General features: G+C 45.5%; 15 protein-coding genes. 5 read left to right on the forward strand and 10 right to left on the reverse strand.

The window, feature by feature from the left end:
• Both Xsze_RS22560 and ppa read left to right on the forward strand, forming a co-directional pair.
• Positions 1-569: transposase (locus Xsze_RS22560; protein ID WP_244590059.1), on the forward strand; the 569-nt coding region annotated here is incomplete at its 5' end.
• Positions 570-890: 321 nt separating this feature from the next.
• Entirely contained in the window at positions 891-1,421 is a 531-nt protein-coding gene (ppa, locus tag Xsze_RS02685) for an inorganic diphosphatase (protein WP_038242388.1), read from the forward strand.
• A gap of 138 nt (positions 1,422-1,559) precedes the next feature.
• Here ppa and Xsze_RS02690 read toward each other — a convergent pair whose 3' ends face one another.
• The 3 genes from Xsze_RS02690 to tamA are packed head-to-tail and all read right to left on the reverse strand — an operon-like array spanning position 1,560 to position 7,433.
• Positions 1,560-1,907: a gamma-glutamylcyclotransferase family protein gene (locus tag Xsze_RS02690; RefSeq protein WP_038242405.1), complete on the reverse strand. Its 348-nt coding sequence runs from the start codon at positions 1,905-1,907 to the stop codon at positions 1,560-1,562.
• 1 nt (position 1,908) lies between these two features.
• Positions 1,909-5,694, reverse strand: a complete 3,786-nt coding sequence (gene tamB, locus Xsze_RS02695) for an autotransporter assembly complex protein TamB (protein WP_038242386.1) — start codon at positions 5,692-5,694, stop codon at positions 1,909-1,911.
• A complete protein-coding gene (gene tamA / locus Xsze_RS02700) occupies positions 5,691-7,433 on the reverse strand; it encodes an autotransporter assembly complex protein TamA (protein ID WP_038242385.1) in 1,743 nt (580 codons plus the stop codon). Before tamA ends, tamB begins: the two co-directional genes overlap by 4 nt.
• Positions 7,434-7,570: 137 nt before the next feature.
• Here tamA and msrA point away from each other — a divergent pair, with 137 nt between their 5' ends.
• Positions 7,571-8,218 (forward strand): peptide-methionine (S)-S-oxide reductase MsrA, encoded by a 648-nt coding sequence (msrA, locus tag Xsze_RS02705; protein WP_038242382.1) that lies wholly within the window; start codon positions 7,571-7,573, stop codon positions 8,216-8,218.
• 97 nt (positions 8,219-8,315) lie between these two features.
• Positions 8,316-9,644, forward strand: coding sequence for a polyamine export protein PaeA (gene paeA, locus Xsze_RS02710; protein WP_038242380.1), 1,329 nt, complete (start codon positions 8,316-8,318; stop codon positions 9,642-9,644).
• Positions 9,645-9,807: 163 nt separating this feature from the next.
• Here paeA and Xsze_RS02715 read toward each other — a convergent pair whose 3' ends face one another.
• Positions 9,808-10,014, reverse strand: coding sequence for a DUF1107 domain-containing protein (locus tag Xsze_RS02715; RefSeq protein WP_038242378.1), 207 nt, complete (start codon positions 10,012-10,014; stop codon positions 9,808-9,810).
• A gap of 325 nt (positions 10,015-10,339) precedes the next feature.
• Here Xsze_RS02715 and Xsze_RS02720 point away from each other — a divergent pair, with 325 nt between their 5' ends.
• Positions 10,340-10,897, forward strand: a complete 558-nt coding sequence (locus Xsze_RS02720) for a YtfJ family protein (RefSeq protein WP_038242375.1) — start codon at positions 10,340-10,342, stop codon at positions 10,895-10,897.
• A gap of 94 nt (positions 10,898-10,991) precedes the next feature.
• On the opposite strand, the gene cysQ is transcribed toward Xsze_RS02720, so the two are convergent.
• The 6 genes from cysQ to rpsF all read right to left on the reverse strand — a co-directional run bounded on the left by cysQ (position 10,992) and on the right by rpsF (position 14,250).
• Positions 10,992-11,735, reverse strand: coding sequence for a 3'(2'),5'-bisphosphate nucleotidase CysQ (cysQ, locus tag Xsze_RS02725; RefSeq protein ID WP_038242403.1), 744 nt, complete (start codon positions 11,733-11,735; stop codon positions 10,992-10,994).
• A 222-nt stretch (positions 11,736-11,957) separates the two neighbouring features.
• Positions 11,958-12,578 (reverse strand): BamJ family beta-barrel-assembly machinery protein, encoded by a 621-nt coding sequence (gene bamJ, locus Xsze_RS02730; protein ID WP_038242372.1) that lies wholly within the window; start codon positions 12,576-12,578, stop codon positions 11,958-11,960.
• A 227-nt stretch (positions 12,579-12,805) separates the two neighbouring features.
• Positions 12,806-13,258 carry a 50S ribosomal protein L9 gene (gene rplI, locus Xsze_RS02735; protein ID WP_038242369.1) on the reverse strand — a complete coding sequence of 151 codons (453 nt, stop codon included), beginning with the start codon at positions 13,256-13,258 and terminating at the stop codon, positions 12,806-12,808.
• Between the two features lie 38 nt (positions 13,259-13,296).
• Complete coding sequence (rpsR, locus tag Xsze_RS02740; protein ID WP_000135199.1) at positions 13,297-13,524, reverse strand: 30S ribosomal protein S18; 228 nt, start codon at positions 13,522-13,524, stop codon at positions 13,297-13,299.
• Positions 13,525-13,528: 4 nt separating this feature from the next.
• Positions 13,529-13,846, reverse strand: a complete 318-nt coding sequence (priB, locus tag Xsze_RS02745; protein WP_038242364.1) for a primosomal replication protein N — start codon at positions 13,844-13,846, stop codon at positions 13,529-13,531.
• 5 nt (positions 13,847-13,851) lie between these two features.
• The gene (gene rpsF, locus Xsze_RS02750; RefSeq protein ID WP_038242361.1) at positions 13,852-14,250 is read right to left on the reverse strand and encodes a 30S ribosomal protein S6; all 399 of its coding nucleotides are present in this window, start codon (positions 14,248-14,250) and stop codon (positions 13,852-13,854) included.
• Positions 14,251-14,481: the final 231 nt, after the last annotated feature.

Below are 14,481 nucleotides of genomic sequence, written 5' to 3' on the forward strand. Positions count from 1 at the left end.
TTTGCCACCTGACCCTGCAACTGGGGCTCACCCCGGTCATCAGCTATCGTCGCCCAAACAAAGGCCCTAATACGTTCCAAAAGAAACAGTTTATTTATGACTCGCAACACGATTGCTATACCTGCCCGCAGGGCGAAAAGCTGATTTATACCACCACCGACCGCCAGGGATACCGCCATTACCAAACAGCCGCCGGCATTTGCCAGAACTGTCCACAGCGGTCGGCTTGTACACGGGCTAAAAAGGGAAAAACCATCACGCGGCACCTCTGGGAAACGAGCAAAGAAAAGGCTCAATACATTCGGTTAACGCCGTGGGGCAAAAAAATGCATAAGCGACGAAAAGAAACGATAGAGCGCAGTTTTGCGGATGCCAAACAGCATCACGGGCATCGTTACGCCCATTTTCGCGGGTTGCTGAAAGTGCAGATACAGTGCCTATTGGCGGCCACCGCGCAAAATATCAAGAAGATAGCGTTACTGGTGGCCACGCTTTGTTGGTTTTATCTGGGGTTCAGCCGTGAATGTAGTCGATCAACCATCCCATCACGTTCTGGAAAAGGGGAATAACGGGCATGAATCAGAAAAAAAACGAAGAGGAGGGTTGATAATGGAGACGGCAATGGTATGGTTTCAACGCGGTTTGTCAGCAGTCTGAAACAGGCCCAATAAGATTTGGGCCTGTTTTTATCTATTGCGCCGTAAAATCCCGTTGTTCACAGAGCATCAGATGATGACGTTAATGCCAAAATCCGATTGCCAATAGCCCGGCATTGCCGTAATGCCTTGCCTTACGGATACCCTACAACCGAAAAATCCTGAGGATTTTAACCCTCTTTTAGCTATAATACCCCGCACTCCATTTTGGTTTGAAATTAAAGGAAACCTTTTATGAGCCTGAACAACGTCCCGGCGGGTAAAGAACTGCCTGAAGATATCTATGTCATCATTGAGATCCCCGCGAATGCAGATCCTATCAAGTATGAAGTAGACAAAGAGTCTGGTGCTCTGTTTGTAGACCGTTTCATGTCAACTGCTATGTTTTATCCATGCAACTACGGCTATATCAATAATACCCTGTCCCTTGACGGTGACCCTGTGGATGTGCTGGTTCCAACTCCATACCCGTTACAGCCGGGTTCCGTTATTCGCTGCCGTCCTGTCGGTGTTTTGAAAATGACCGATGAATCTGGTGAAGATGCAAAACTAGTTGCTGTTCCTCACACCAAATTAAGCAAAGAATATGATCACATTAAAGATGTGAACGATCTGCCAGAGTTACTGCGCGCGCAAATCACCCATTTCTTTGAGCACTACAAAGATCTGGAAGCAGGCAAGTGGGTTAAAGTCGATGGCTGGGATAACGCAGAAGCCGCTAAAGCTGAGATTGTCTCTTCTTTTGAACGTGCTGCAAAAAAATAATCCGTCTCGATAGCAACGGATTTTGATTTCAAAAAAACCTCTGTTTTTTTACAAATACAGAGGTTTTTTAGTCTGATTCTCGATTTTATGCAACTCAATTAAAATGATTTAATTAACAGTCAGAAAAATCACTGACCTCTATCCTTCTTCATGGCGTTTCAACCAGTCACCACTTGCTATCCGACACAATCCTTCCACAGGCAATTGATAAAGGTAAATCCATGCTTTGCCGTAAGGTGTTCCAATCAGTTCCCTCAGGTATTCCTGAGAGTTCTTTTTCAGTTCATCCAGTTCTGTCAGGATAGATGGCGTAATGCGATAGACTTCGCACTCAATTGTCCCTTCGCCACGAATAACCGCCGGATAATGCCCCAGATCATAAATTTCATAACCTTCTAATCTGTGCTCCCCCAACAATTGGGCATCCGTCATCCAGTGATGATTACCTTGCTTGTGCCTTAGGCTACCATAAACAATAACTCGCATTTTAAAATTCAAACTCATAGAGCAGATCTAAAGCTTGATCAATACCAGATACTGCTTCCAGATACAATCTTGGCATAACCCGATAGCGTAATGTCAATGTCGCCAAAGAATCAAAAATACCAACACCATACTTTACTTGTAAGTCATTGGTAATCCTTCCGCTCACAACGACCTGAGATTTGTCACCAACGCCCTGTGTATCCAGAGCGAGATCAGAAACCCCAAAAGTTTCTCCAATCTTACCCACTAATTGACCACTCTGAGCGACCCCCAAGCCAATCAGCATAGCAGTCATCTGGGCGTTATCCGACCCTTCTTTTTCCAAACCTTCACCACGCAAAAGGTAGGAGAGCGCTTCTTGTTGGGATTTTACAGGATCGGAAAAAATTTCTACTTTGGGTTTATCTGCAACCCCTGTCACTTTAACACCTGCAATCACTTTATTTGCCGTCGACTCAGGATTACGGATGGCTTCAATGTTCAGCAGAGGCAGATCTGGAGGCCCAGAAAACATAATCGTTCCTTTGCGCACCTGTAAATCTTGCCCGTAAGCATGGAAACGCCCTTCCGGAATATCAATCTGACCATTCAATCCCAACCCTTGCCGATCCTGCATCACTTTCAAAGATCCGGTCAGCCGTGCCTTCAAACCAAATGCACTTAAACGAACATCATCACCAACCCGAATATTTAAATTGCTTTGGATCACGATGGGCGATTTTTTCTTCTCTATCGGATGGAGGTTTTTATCCAGCATCACTTCATCGGAAGAGATCCCCACCGCTGATTCAGGTAATTCCTGAACAGTAATCCGTGCCCACGGAATATCAACCTTTCCATTGAGTTTCAGCAAATTCGGGCTGGCTTCCAATACGAGGTCCGGGCTCACATCCACCTTCACCATCGGTGGAACAGTCACGCGCAATTTGTCTCCATTGGCGGCAATTTTCGCATTCCATGCATCTAAACGACGCCAGTCAGCATGACCAGTGAGATTCAATTGCCCTTTAGGTGTTTTAATCAGACCATTCAAATCAGAATTAACGCCATTGAAATTAATGGCTAACTGCCCCTGAGAAATATCGAAAGGCAGCCAATGGCTTATCATTTGCAGATTATCTGTTGCCATCCGACCGAATAACAGCGGATTCTTAGCATTCCCCCCCAGACGAAGCGCCGCATTCAATTCTCCCTGAGCTTTTTCACCCTTACTTAAAACAGGCTTAATCAGATTCAAAGAGAGTGATTGAAGATCTATATTTCCCGATAACTTACGGCGACCTTCTAAATCAGCCACTTGGATATTACCGTTCAATTGCCCATTACCTGCCAGCTTAAACAGCCATGCCAGATTTGCATTGCCATTTGCCAGTCCTGCATTCAATGTCAAAGATTCAAAATCAACCGGTAACGCAGCCCCTTCCACAACCTGCCTGACTTGAACACCATTTCCTTGCAAGGTGACTTTTGCTTGCGGCAGCCCTTGGTTTTCCGCCCACCGGATATCCGCGTTACCGGTGAATACGCCTTTAAGCTGGGTGTTTTTATCGAGGAACGGCTGAATCATCGCCAAGTCAAAACGTTCAAGCGCAATTTGCGCATGGCCATTGCTTCCTGCCTCAATCGGTTTTGAAATACAGATATGAGCATCAGGATTGAGCCAACAATGAGCGCCAATCGTGATTTTCTGTGATAACTTCAGATAATCAATGGATATTGCTTTACTTAAGCGCCATTCACCTACCGGCGTATCAAAGTAGGTATTGTTGATATTGCCTTTCCAACGCTGCTGCTGGCGATCAAAACTACCATTGAGCGCCAGTTGGCCTGATACCGGGTCACCCTCAATTTTCAGCTGTAAATTATGCTGCTTTTCTGTCCCCTTTGCGTTCAGCATCAGGTTATTGATAGCCAAATTCGCTTGTTTCAACTGGTGAACAGCCACTGATAACTGCCCTTGGATTTGCTCTGTTGAGCGGATATCCCCCTTAATGACGGCACTATCCAACCAGAGATCATCCTGCCACCTAACTCCCCGTGCATTCAAATCTGCCAAAATCTGCGGTGATTTCATATTCCCACGCAGTTTGACACTCCCCGTAACCAAACCAGCCAAACCTGGTAACAACCCATTTAATTGCGGGGCATTAATGTCACCATCCAGTTTCCATGCTTCGTCTGTAAGCCGCCCTTGCACATTTACTGTATTGCGCCCAAAGGCCAGATCAAACCGAGGGATATCCCATTGTCCGGCAGCATTACCCGATGCCTTGCCATGCACTTTCACCACATTTTCTTTTACATGACCATTAAGGGCGATTTCAGGAACCTGAAGCTGCCAGCTACCGCCGTACAAGCTACCACGCACCGCCATTTTTCCCTCAATCATGGCAGGCCATTCCGGCCACTGTTTGGCCGTATTAATTCCTTCCAAGAAAAGTTTGGCATTCCAGCTAATCGCCTTGCTCCAGTCAATCACGCCTGTCACATCCGCCTTGCCCTGTAGGGCACTCAAACGCAAGCGAGTTAATCTCAATAATTCTTCAGTTCCTTTGGCATCCAGTCTCAATAATGTTGGCGGGATATCGCTGCCTTTAATATCAGAGCGCAGAGAAAGGGCGTAGTTATTGGCTTCACCATTCAAACGCAATTTAACACCATCAAGCTGATATTCAGGCTTGCCGTTCAAAGGCCATTGCAATTGTTGGCTCTGTAATGTCAGGCGCAAGGGTAAACCTGCTTTTGCCAACTCGGTTTGAGCTTCTAAACTGGCGGCTATCGGTCCAGAAAGATGTAATGCGAGATCAAGCTGCTGCAACAACGCACCAGTCAGCGTTAAATCAATTTGTTGCCCTTTCAGTTCATCCAAATGCACATTATTTAAATCATCAATATTCCCTTTGATTGCCAGCTTAACCGGCCACTGCTGCGCAAGTTTTGCGGTTCCCTGTATCGCAAGCAAGCCTTCTGGTGTCTGCACATTCAACGCTTTTACATCAACCTGCTGACCTTGGATCTGAGCTTGCAACAGAAAATCATTCACCGTGATACCAGTATCTCCGATCAGGCGAAGGTTATGCCCGTGGATGCTTTCTACAGTGATATCGAGGGGGATCGGAACATTCGGCAGTTCAGACAACAGGGGCTTCGCAAACAGCGCTTTTAAACTTTCCCCCAATGACTGTTCAGCCGCAACGGGCTGCACGGGTTTAGGTTTCTGGTTACTTTTATCCGGTGATGTCTTTGGCAGCTCAACCAACAATGTGTTGATTTCCGTTGGTTTTAATATCAGCTGTTTTTCCCGCCATTGCGCCGCTGTTTTAAATTCATTCAGATCAATGGCAATATTGTCCACCCTGACATGGATATTTTTCAAAGAGAGCAAATCCAGCGAGATTGGGTAAGATGTGTGCAATTCGGTCAGGGGTTCAGATTCAGGGGCGGGTTCAGAAGGCGGCAGTTCCGCCGTATTGACTGAAACATTAACACCTTCTGTCGTCAGAGCCTTGATGCACACATGGCTATGTCTTAAACAAGACAACTGTAAGGAAAGGTGTAGATTATCAGCACTGACATTAACGCCCGGCATCTGATATTTCACACCCTTCAACGTTAAATCTCGCCAGCCTCCGCTGACATCCGCGATATCCAATCCCGGTACCCAGCGTGCTGCGCTGTTAATCATAAAATGCAGGCCAGTTTGGGTACCCACCAATCCCGCAATCGTTACCAACAGCAGCCCCACGAGCAGCAGGAAAACAATGCTGATCCTTTTCACCCAACTCATAGCTCAGCCCCTAAGCCAATATAAAATTGAACGCCATGGTTGTCTGAATCCCCGATTGGCGTTGCTATATCAAATTTTATCGGCCCGACGGGTGAAGCCCAACGGACACCAATTCCGGCACCTGTTTTAAAATTACTCTTTTTAATGTCATTCACCGCTTCACCAGAGTCTATAAACAACGCGCTCCACCAATTTCCATGAACATTGTATTGATACTCCAACGAACCCACCGCCAACTTTGATGCCCCAATCAATTTTCCCTTCTTGTCTTTCGGTGAAACTTTTTGGTATTTATAGCCGCGAATGCTCCGATCCCCGCCTGCAAAAAAGCGAAGGTCCGGCGGTACCTCGTCGAATTCGTTCGTTTCTATCCAACCAAAATCCGCCCTCATGACAAAACGGTGTGCCTCGTTATACGTCCTGATCCAAACGTGGTTCGCCTGAAACACAAAAAAATCCACATCGGATTGCCAATCTTTATCCGAAATATCAATAGAATAACGCTGACTGTCACCCCAATAAGGCATAGTGCCGCCCCGCTGCCGAATACGGCTGACATTCGCCCCCGGATAAATCAACATGGTGGTATTTGTTACGTTCGCCTGTGTAAAGTGGCTGAGACTCCAGCGAAGATTGATGCCATACTGCCAGCCCGTAGAACGATCCCAATTGCGGGCAAGGTTCAGCGTTGCCGTATCTGAAATCGTATCGTTGAGATCTTTACGTTTATAACCGGTTTGTAATTCATAGTATTCTTCAAGTGGGTTGACCTTAAGCGGCATTTTATAGGATGCATCAATGACTTGTTCCCGGGCGGAAACATTCAGGCTGGTACTCAAGCTATGCCCACGGGGATTGAGCCAGGGTTTTTTCCATTTTGCCTGCAAACGGGGACCAACATCCGTTGAATACCCCCCACCCAGCTCAACATAGTTGGCCGAACGGGGCACTAAAGAAGCATCCAGTGGCAATAGTCTCTCTTTATTCTCCCGCCCCATTTTAAAATCCGGCACGACAATCGCAGAGTTAAACCAGCCAGTATCCACCAAACGGCGGTTAAATTCCGCTAATTGTTCCGAGGTGTAATATTCGCCCTGTTTGAAAGGAATAAGGTTATCCAAGTAACTTTCACGAATTTGCGATCCTTGAAAAGTCACCGGGCCAAAACGATAACGTTGCCCGCTGTCAAAATCAAAATCCCAGATTGATTCATGGCGTTCTTTTGATACCCCCAGTTCGCTCTTCTTCATTACGGCATCAAAATAACCTTTTTTAACTGCCAGACCAGTGAGGGAATTTTTGAAATCTTCGTACTCCCCGTGATTCAGTATTGCCCCTTCTTTCGGCATATTTTTTTTAATCAGGGCAGAATAATCTTCATCGGTTTTCGCTCCCCCTTCCAAGTCGACATGCACTTGTTCAACACGCACAGGCTCACCAAGTGTTACTTTGGCTGTCAAAACCGGACGGGCAGGCGGAGTATTTTCTTGATAGGTAAATTCAATAGTGGGAGCATAATATCCCAGTGGACGAAGCCCTTGCCGTATCGCTTTCTCCACCCGTGCGCGAAAACGCCCATCAGGGGAAACTTCATCAGTACTGATATTTGATAGCTGCACTCTGGCATTTTTTTCTAACTCGCCAGATAGCCCTTCAACTTTCAAACGTAAATTAGCGCCATAAGCTGATGAAGTTGCGATAGATACAAAAAGCGCACATATGAGAGGATATCGTGACACTCGGACTCCTAATATTTATCTATCCGTAGAATGAATGCTAACAATATAAAAATGCTGCAATAAATTAATTCTGGTAAAGTTTTAGAGATATACAAGCCACACATCACCATGAAATTCGTGAATAACAGGAGAGAATCTTGCCAAATTCAACCAACGAAAGCCAACATGTTTCCTCACAGGACACTCTATCTGGTAGGGCCACTCCATTAACGGTATCACCCTACCATGTCATTACTCAGCATGCGATAGGCAACATTCCTGAAAATATGGAAATCGCCTATTTCGGCATGGGGTGTTTCTGGGGAGTAGAGCGTCTTTTCTGGCAACAAGAAGGGATTTACACGACATCTGCCGGCTATAGTGGTGGCGCCATGCCAAATCCGACTTATGAAGAAGTCTGCACAGGCTTGACCGGTCATGCGGAAGTGGTCAGGGTTGTTTTTGACCCGGCCAGAATCACTTATGCACAATTATTGACGCTGTTCTGGGAAAATCACGATCCTGCCCAAGGCATGCGCCAGCATGGCGATATCGGCACACAATACCGCTCAGCCCTGTATACAGTATCACCGCAACAACAAGAACAGGCGCTGACAAGCCGTGATCAATACCAGCAAGCCATGGCTCAAAAAGGTGACCAACGTACTATTACGACAGAAGTCTGTGAAGCCGGGCCATTTTATTTTGCCGAAGATTACCATCAACAATATCTCCATAAAAACCCTGAAGGATATTGTGGTTTAGGAGGAACTGGGATCTGCTTCCCACCAACGCACAAAAACTAGCCGATTCAATTAGCTCAATGTTATAATCATTGGGCTATAACCCACTTTATTCAAAGAATAATTTACCCTATTACCGGAGAGATAACCCAGGTACTTTATGTTAAACAGTTTACTCGTCATACTTTTGCTTTGTGCCATCAGTGCATTTTTTTCTTTATCAGAAATTTCTCTGGCCGCCTCAAGAAGAATCAAATTAAAACTTATGGCCGATGAAGGAAATCTCAATGCAGCCCATGTTCTCAAACTGCAAGAAACGCCCGGTATGTTCTTTACCGTTGTCCAAATTGGCCTGAATGCCGTGGCAATCCTTGCCGGGGTTGTGGGTGAATCCGCATTTTCCCCGGCATTGAAAACGTTATTTATGCAGTTCATGAGCCCGGAGTGGGCCGATCAGTTGGGCTTTATTTGCTCTTTCATTATTGTTACTAGTTTCTTTATCTTGCTTGCCGATTTAACACCTAAACGCATTGGCATGATTAAGCCTGAAGCCGTTGCCGTAAGAATTGTCAATCCAATGCGTTTCTGCCTGACCATTTTTCGCCCTCTGGTCTGGCTATTCAATGGTCTTGCGGACTGTATTTTCAAAATCTTCAAAATTCCAATGGCACGCAATGAAGATATTACCTCCGATGACATTTATGCTGTCGTCGAAGCGGGTGCGATAGCCGGCGTCTTGCGTAAACAAGAACATGAACTCATTGAAAATGTCTTCGAGCTGGATTCCCGGACTGTTCCTTCTGCCATGACTTCCCGCGAAAGCGTGGTGTACTTTGACAAAAATGAAGACGAAAACAGTATTAAAGAAAAAATTTCTACCCATCCCCATTCAAAGTTTCTCGTTTGTGATGGTGACATCGATCATGTCATCGGTTATGTCGATTCGAAAGATTTGCTCAATCGGGTACTGAACGGGCAGAGCCTCAATCTGAAAGAAGGGGTGCAGATCTGTAATGCCTTGATGATCCCTGATACGCTTTCACTGTCTGACACATTAGAAAGTTTCAAAGCGGCAGGTGAAGATTTCGCGATCATTTTGAATGAATATGCCTTGGTCATGGGCATTATTACGCTCAATGACGTCATGACCACGTTGATGGGGGATTTAATTGGTCAGGGGCAGGAAGAGCAGATTGTTGTCCGTGATGAAAATTCATGGTTGATTGAAGGTGGCACGCCAATTGAAGATGTGATGCGCGTACTGGATATTGATGATTTTCCAGACTCCAGCAATTATGAAACCATTGCAGGATTTATGATGTTCCGACTGCGGAAAATTCCAAAACGTACAGATTATGTGAAATTCGGTGGTTATAAATTTGAAGTTGTTGATATCGATAACTATAAAATCGACCAATTGTTGGTCACAAAAGTGGGCGAAACCATTACACCCCCTAATCAGCCCAGCATTGAACAACAGGCTTTATAAGCATCAAATAACCGGTCACTGTACGGCGAGCCGGATGAGTTCCATGCTAAATTTCATACTGAATTTCATACTAAAAAACGGCCGGAAGGCCGTTTTTCTCAGCTTATATGTGCTATAGGAATAGCACGTATCTGTCAGGGGAAATAGGCGGTTTCAGGAACAGTCACCCCATTTCACTCTGTAGACGTAACACTTGCTGATTGACTTCACTCATGACGTGGAAATGACGTTTGTCTCTTATCTTGGGGGGTAAAATTTTCCCATAATTGAATTCAAAAGCCCCCATATCCTTAATGTATAAACGCCCACGAAATAGAGTTTTTACGTAGAGAGCAATTTTTAGTGGGTTATAATTACGAAAGATTTTCATCTCTATTTTGTCCTCCCATGCTTCTTACGATACCATTCTACAACACGACATAATCGGTGAATCCAAAAACACTTCGCCTTTATGCAATATGTATAGACTACATTTAAAGAAGTTTGTTCCTCCAAACATCAAGATTTAATCTCTGTTTTTTAATTAACCCAACGAAAACAATAGCATGATGTTTCATACATCTATTTATTGCATTATTTTTCCTCTGGATGTTATCAAATTGTTTAATCTGTTGAGGACAGACCAGTTAACAAGCGCTATGCTGAATGAGATGTTCACTGATAACATGTTTCACCATGCTAAGTAAGGAACAAATATGATAAAAAACATTGTGTTAAGTGCAATATTAAGTCTGACGCCAATATTGGCATTCGCCCATAACATCACATTGGGGCAATCCGTCCCTTCCATTGATGTCTCTGATAAAGGTGAATTGCTACTCAATGAAGGTAAATTCAGCTACCAAAACTGGAGCAGTACTGAGCTGCCCGGTAAGGTAAGAACTCTCCAGCATATTGCTGGCCGCAGTTCTGCCAAAGAGATGAATGATCCGTTAATTCAGGCATTGAAGAAGGCTAATTTGCCCCATGATAAATACCAGACTACCAGTATTGTAAACACGGATGATGCTATTTTTGGTACGACTGTTTTCGTCCGTAACAGCCTTGAAGACAGTAAAAAACAGTTTCCGTGGTCGCAGTTTATTGTCGACAGTAACGGAGTGGCTAAAAATGCCTGGGGGCTAGAACCCAAAAGTTCAGCAATCATTGTGCTGGATAAAAATGGTCATGTGAAATTTGTCAAAGATGGCAAATTAAGCAATCAGGAGATTACCCACGTTATCGGCATAATCGAAGAAGAATTGAAGAAATAATGGATTTTTCGTACCAATAATATTAATCCGGCATTCAGGCATTTTAATTCTGGTTTAGTGATAATGGTTCTTATGAACCATTATCACTCGTACATCAAAAAATACTGACTCTGAAACCCGGGTTCAGGAAAGATTCACGCGGTGAGTAATTCAGTGTCTTCCCTTCCCAATCAGTCACATGCGCACCTGCGGCGATCGCAACCGCATGGCCTGCCCCCGTGTCCCAAATATTGGTTGGCCCAAAACGAGGGTAAAGCTGCGCTTTTCCTTCCGCCACCATGCAAAATTTAAGTGAAGAGCCTATCGAAAGCGTATCGTGAACGCCTAGTTGGGAAAGGTAATCCTGCAATTCTTCATCATCACGGTGAGAACGGCTGACAACAACAACAGGTGGCTGCGCAGGAACCACCTTAATCGGAAGAATTTGCCCGTTAGCTTCCTTCCTTGCCTGATGGCCCTGCCCTGAATACAACACATTTTGCACCGGGACATAAACAACCCCCATTACCGGTACGCCATTTTCAATCAATGCGATATTAACGGTAAACTCGCCATTACGCCGGATAAATTCTTTCGTCCCATCCAATGGGTCAACCAACCAGTAACGTTGCCAGTTCTTCCGTATTTCCCACGCAGGCGGATCTTCTTCCGATATCAACGGGATCTCAGGGTCAATACGTAATAATCCGTCTTTAATAATCTTATGAGCGGCAATATCCGCAGCGGTAACCGGTGAATCATCCGTTTTACGCTCTACGTGCAACGGTTGCTCAGCCTGATAAACCTCCATGATCGCAGCCCCTGCTTCGCGTGCCAATTGGCAGATCTGTTGTAGCATCATACACCTCTGCATTCACTGTTCAGCTATCCCCTCGGCAATTTCACGCCACTGCGCTATCAGCAGTGTACAAACTGAAAATTATTTTGGGCATAACATTTGATAGCTACATTTTTAACGCATTTTTTGCTGCAATAAAAACTCAAAAAAAATCCCCCGGTCAAACCAAGGGATTTATTCAGGGAAAACAGACCTGACGGATTATTTTTTACTCACCGTCAGTTACAGAATTTCCAGTAATTCAACTTCAAAAATCAGGGTGCTGTAAGGAGGGATGGATGCACCTGCCCCGCGCTCGCCATAAGCCAGATTGTGAGGGATATAAAGTTCCCACTTAGAGCCTACAGGCATCAGGGTCAGAGCTTCAATCCAACCCGGGATCACGCCGCTGACCGGGAATTCTGCGGGTGTGCCACGCTGTACTGAGCTATCAAATACCGTGCCATCAATCAGGCGGCCGGTATAATGAACACGAACACGGTCAGTACGAGCCGGGACAGTTCCCTCACCCTGAGTCAGAACAGAAAACTGCAAACCAGATTCAGTGCTGCTTACGCCTTCACGCTGAATATTTTCTGCCAGAAATTTTTTGCCTTCTTCTGCCATCGCCAGCTGGCGTTCCTGACGAACGCTGTCAGCACGTTCATGTATCTCACGCAGCGCACGATGCAGTTCTTCAACAGGTATAGCCGGAGCGCGACTTTCCAATGCATCACACAATCCCGCCAACAGTGCTTCTGGCTCCAGACCCTGCAAACCTGATTCCTGTAATTGCTGCCCAACCTGCAAACCAATACCGTAACTTGCTCGTGCTTCAATAGACTCAAAAGAAGGTTTTGTCATGAAAATACCTGTAATTAAATGAATGAAGACTCAAGCATAGCAGTACTGTCTGGACGGGTAAACGCGTGAAAGGGTTTAATTGAACTATCATCAAGTTAGAGGATGGATTAAAGCTAAATCTCGGTGCAATGAATTTTAATTTATTTGGCAAGTCAGTTATGGCATAAAACAAAAGACGCCAGCAAAGCCGGCGTCTTTTGTCACATCTTCATGAAACTAATCAGAGATTAAGCTTCTGGAATGATGTTTACGTTCAATTTCGCGAATACATCGCTGTGTACTTGGAAGTTAACTTCGTGCTCACCAACAGTACGCAGAACGCCGTTAGGCAGACGAACTTCGCTCTTAGATACTTCAACGCCAGCCGCAGTCACTGCATCAGCGATGTCACGAGTACCGATAGAACCGAACAGTTTGCCTTCGTCACCCGCTTTAGAAGCGATGGTGACAGAGCCCAGAGCAACGATTTTCGCTGCACGAGCTTCTGCTGCTGCCAGAACGTCAGCCAGTTTAGCTTCCAGTTCAGCACGGCGAGCTTCGAAAAATTCGACGTTTTTCTTAGTTGCAGGAACAGCTTTGCCCTGTGGTACTAAGAAGTTACGAGCATAGCCCGCTTTAACGTTAACTTGGTCACCCAGGCTACCCAGGTTCGCTACTTTATCAAGTAGAATAACTTGCATTACCTTATCCTCTCAAAGTCGTTAATGGACTGAGCCTATTACTGATGGCGATCAGTATATGGCAACAGAGACAGGTAGCGAGCACGCTTGATAGCACGAGCGAGCTGACGCTGGTATTTTGCACGGGTGCCGGTAATACGGCTTGGTACAATTTTACCACTTTCGGTAATGTAGTTTTTCAGCGTAGCAATGTCTTTATAATCGATCTCTTGTACGCCTTCCGCTGTGAAGCGGCAGAATTTGCGACGACGGAAATAACGTGCCATTTGGCTAGTCTCCAGAATCTATCAATTCAATCTGCTCGGCATGAAGAACCAGTTTACTCAGACCATTACGCCCGCTATGGGAATTAATGAATCCTGAAACAGTGATTCGACTGCCGACCGTTATACTGTGAGTATATTCCTGTAACAACTGTCCGCTGGCAATAACGGGCATTCTGCACCATGATTGCCTGCTGAATCCGGCTTCCTGCTGTTGTGAGCGATGTTCAAGAACAAACTGACAATGCGGAATACCGGATGGACTGACTTTTCGTATCGGTGTCTTGCACACTGTGCCAGAAAGCACCAAACGATTGGTTGTCACAGTGATTACTCTTCAGAATCCCCAGCTTCATCAACATCATCAACCAGATCTTCTTCAGAGACCAGATCACGGCTGCGACGTTCGTCTTTAGCCTTAACCATTGGTGATGCTTCAGTTACTGCGTGCTTAACGCGCATAACCATGCTGCGGATAACGGCATCGTTGAAGCGGAAGTTAGTTTCCAGCTCATCAATCGCTTCTTGTGGCGCTTCAACGTTCAGCAGAACGTAGTGAGCCTTGTGCAGTTTGTTGATTGGGTAAGCCAGTTGACGACGGCCCCAGTCTTCCAGACGGTGAATCTGACCTTGCGCGTTAGTGATAGTCGCACTGTAACGCTCGATCATGCCCGGAACCTGTTCGCTTTGGTCAGGATGGACCATAAAAACGATTTCGTAATGACGCATTAGCATTGCTCCTTACGGATTATTCAGCCTCCTGTCAGGGTCAGCCGTGGCCCATGGAGGCAAGGAACGTGTTTAGTACGGCTGAAAAATCGACGCGTCACTATACCCGCACCCTATAAAAAACTCAAGGTACGGGTATATAAAAAACGCGTTTATTGTTCTTTCAGGTCATCTTATGCCATCTTGCAGAATGTCGTGATGTAATGACCCTCCCTTTTTCAATGGCTGATC

Source organism: Xenorhabdus szentirmaii DSM 16338 (assembly GCF_002632585.1).
Lineage (GTDB): Bacteria > Pseudomonadota > Gammaproteobacteria > Enterobacterales > Enterobacteriaceae > Xenorhabdus > Xenorhabdus szentirmaii.

Bases quoted from the DNA above. Each gene is read 5' to 3' on its own strand.
- ppa (WP_038242388.1), top strand. From the start codon at position 891: ATGAGCCTGAACAACGTCCCGGCGGGTAAAGAACTGCCTGAAGATATC.
- Xsze_RS02690 (WP_038242405.1), bottom strand. From the start codon at position 1,907: ATGCGAGTTATTGTTTATGGTAGCCTAAGGCACAAGCAAGGTAATCAT.
- tamB (WP_038242386.1), bottom strand. From the start codon at position 5,694: ATGAGTTGGGTGAAAAGGATCAGCATTGTTTTCCTGCTGCTCGTGGGG.
- paeA (WP_038242380.1), top strand. From the start codon at position 8,316: ATGTTAAACAGTTTACTCGTCATACTTTTGCTTTGTGCCATCAGTGCA.
- Xsze_RS02715 (WP_038242378.1), bottom strand. From the start codon at position 10,014: ATGAAAATCTTTCGTAATTATAACCCACTAAAAATTGCTCTCTACGTA.
- Xsze_RS02720 (WP_038242375.1), top strand. From the start codon at position 10,340: ATGATAAAAAACATTGTGTTAAGTGCAATATTAAGTCTGACGCCAATA.
- cysQ (WP_038242403.1), bottom strand. From the start codon at position 11,735: ATGCTACAACAGATCTGCCAATTGGCACGCGAAGCAGGGGCTGCGATC.
- bamJ (WP_038242372.1), bottom strand. From the start codon at position 12,578: ATGACAAAACCTTCTTTTGAGTCTATTGAAGCACGAGCAAGTTACGGT.
- rplI (WP_038242369.1), bottom strand. From the start codon at position 13,258: ATGCAAGTTATTCTACTTGATAAAGTAGCGAACCTGGGTAGCCTGGGT.
- rpsR (WP_000135199.1), bottom strand. From the start codon at position 13,524: ATGGCACGTTATTTCCGTCGTCGCAAATTCTGCCGCTTCACAGCGGAA.
- rpsF (WP_038242361.1), bottom strand. From the start codon at position 14,250: ATGCGTCATTACGAAATCGTTTTTATGGTCCATCCTGACCAAAGCGAA.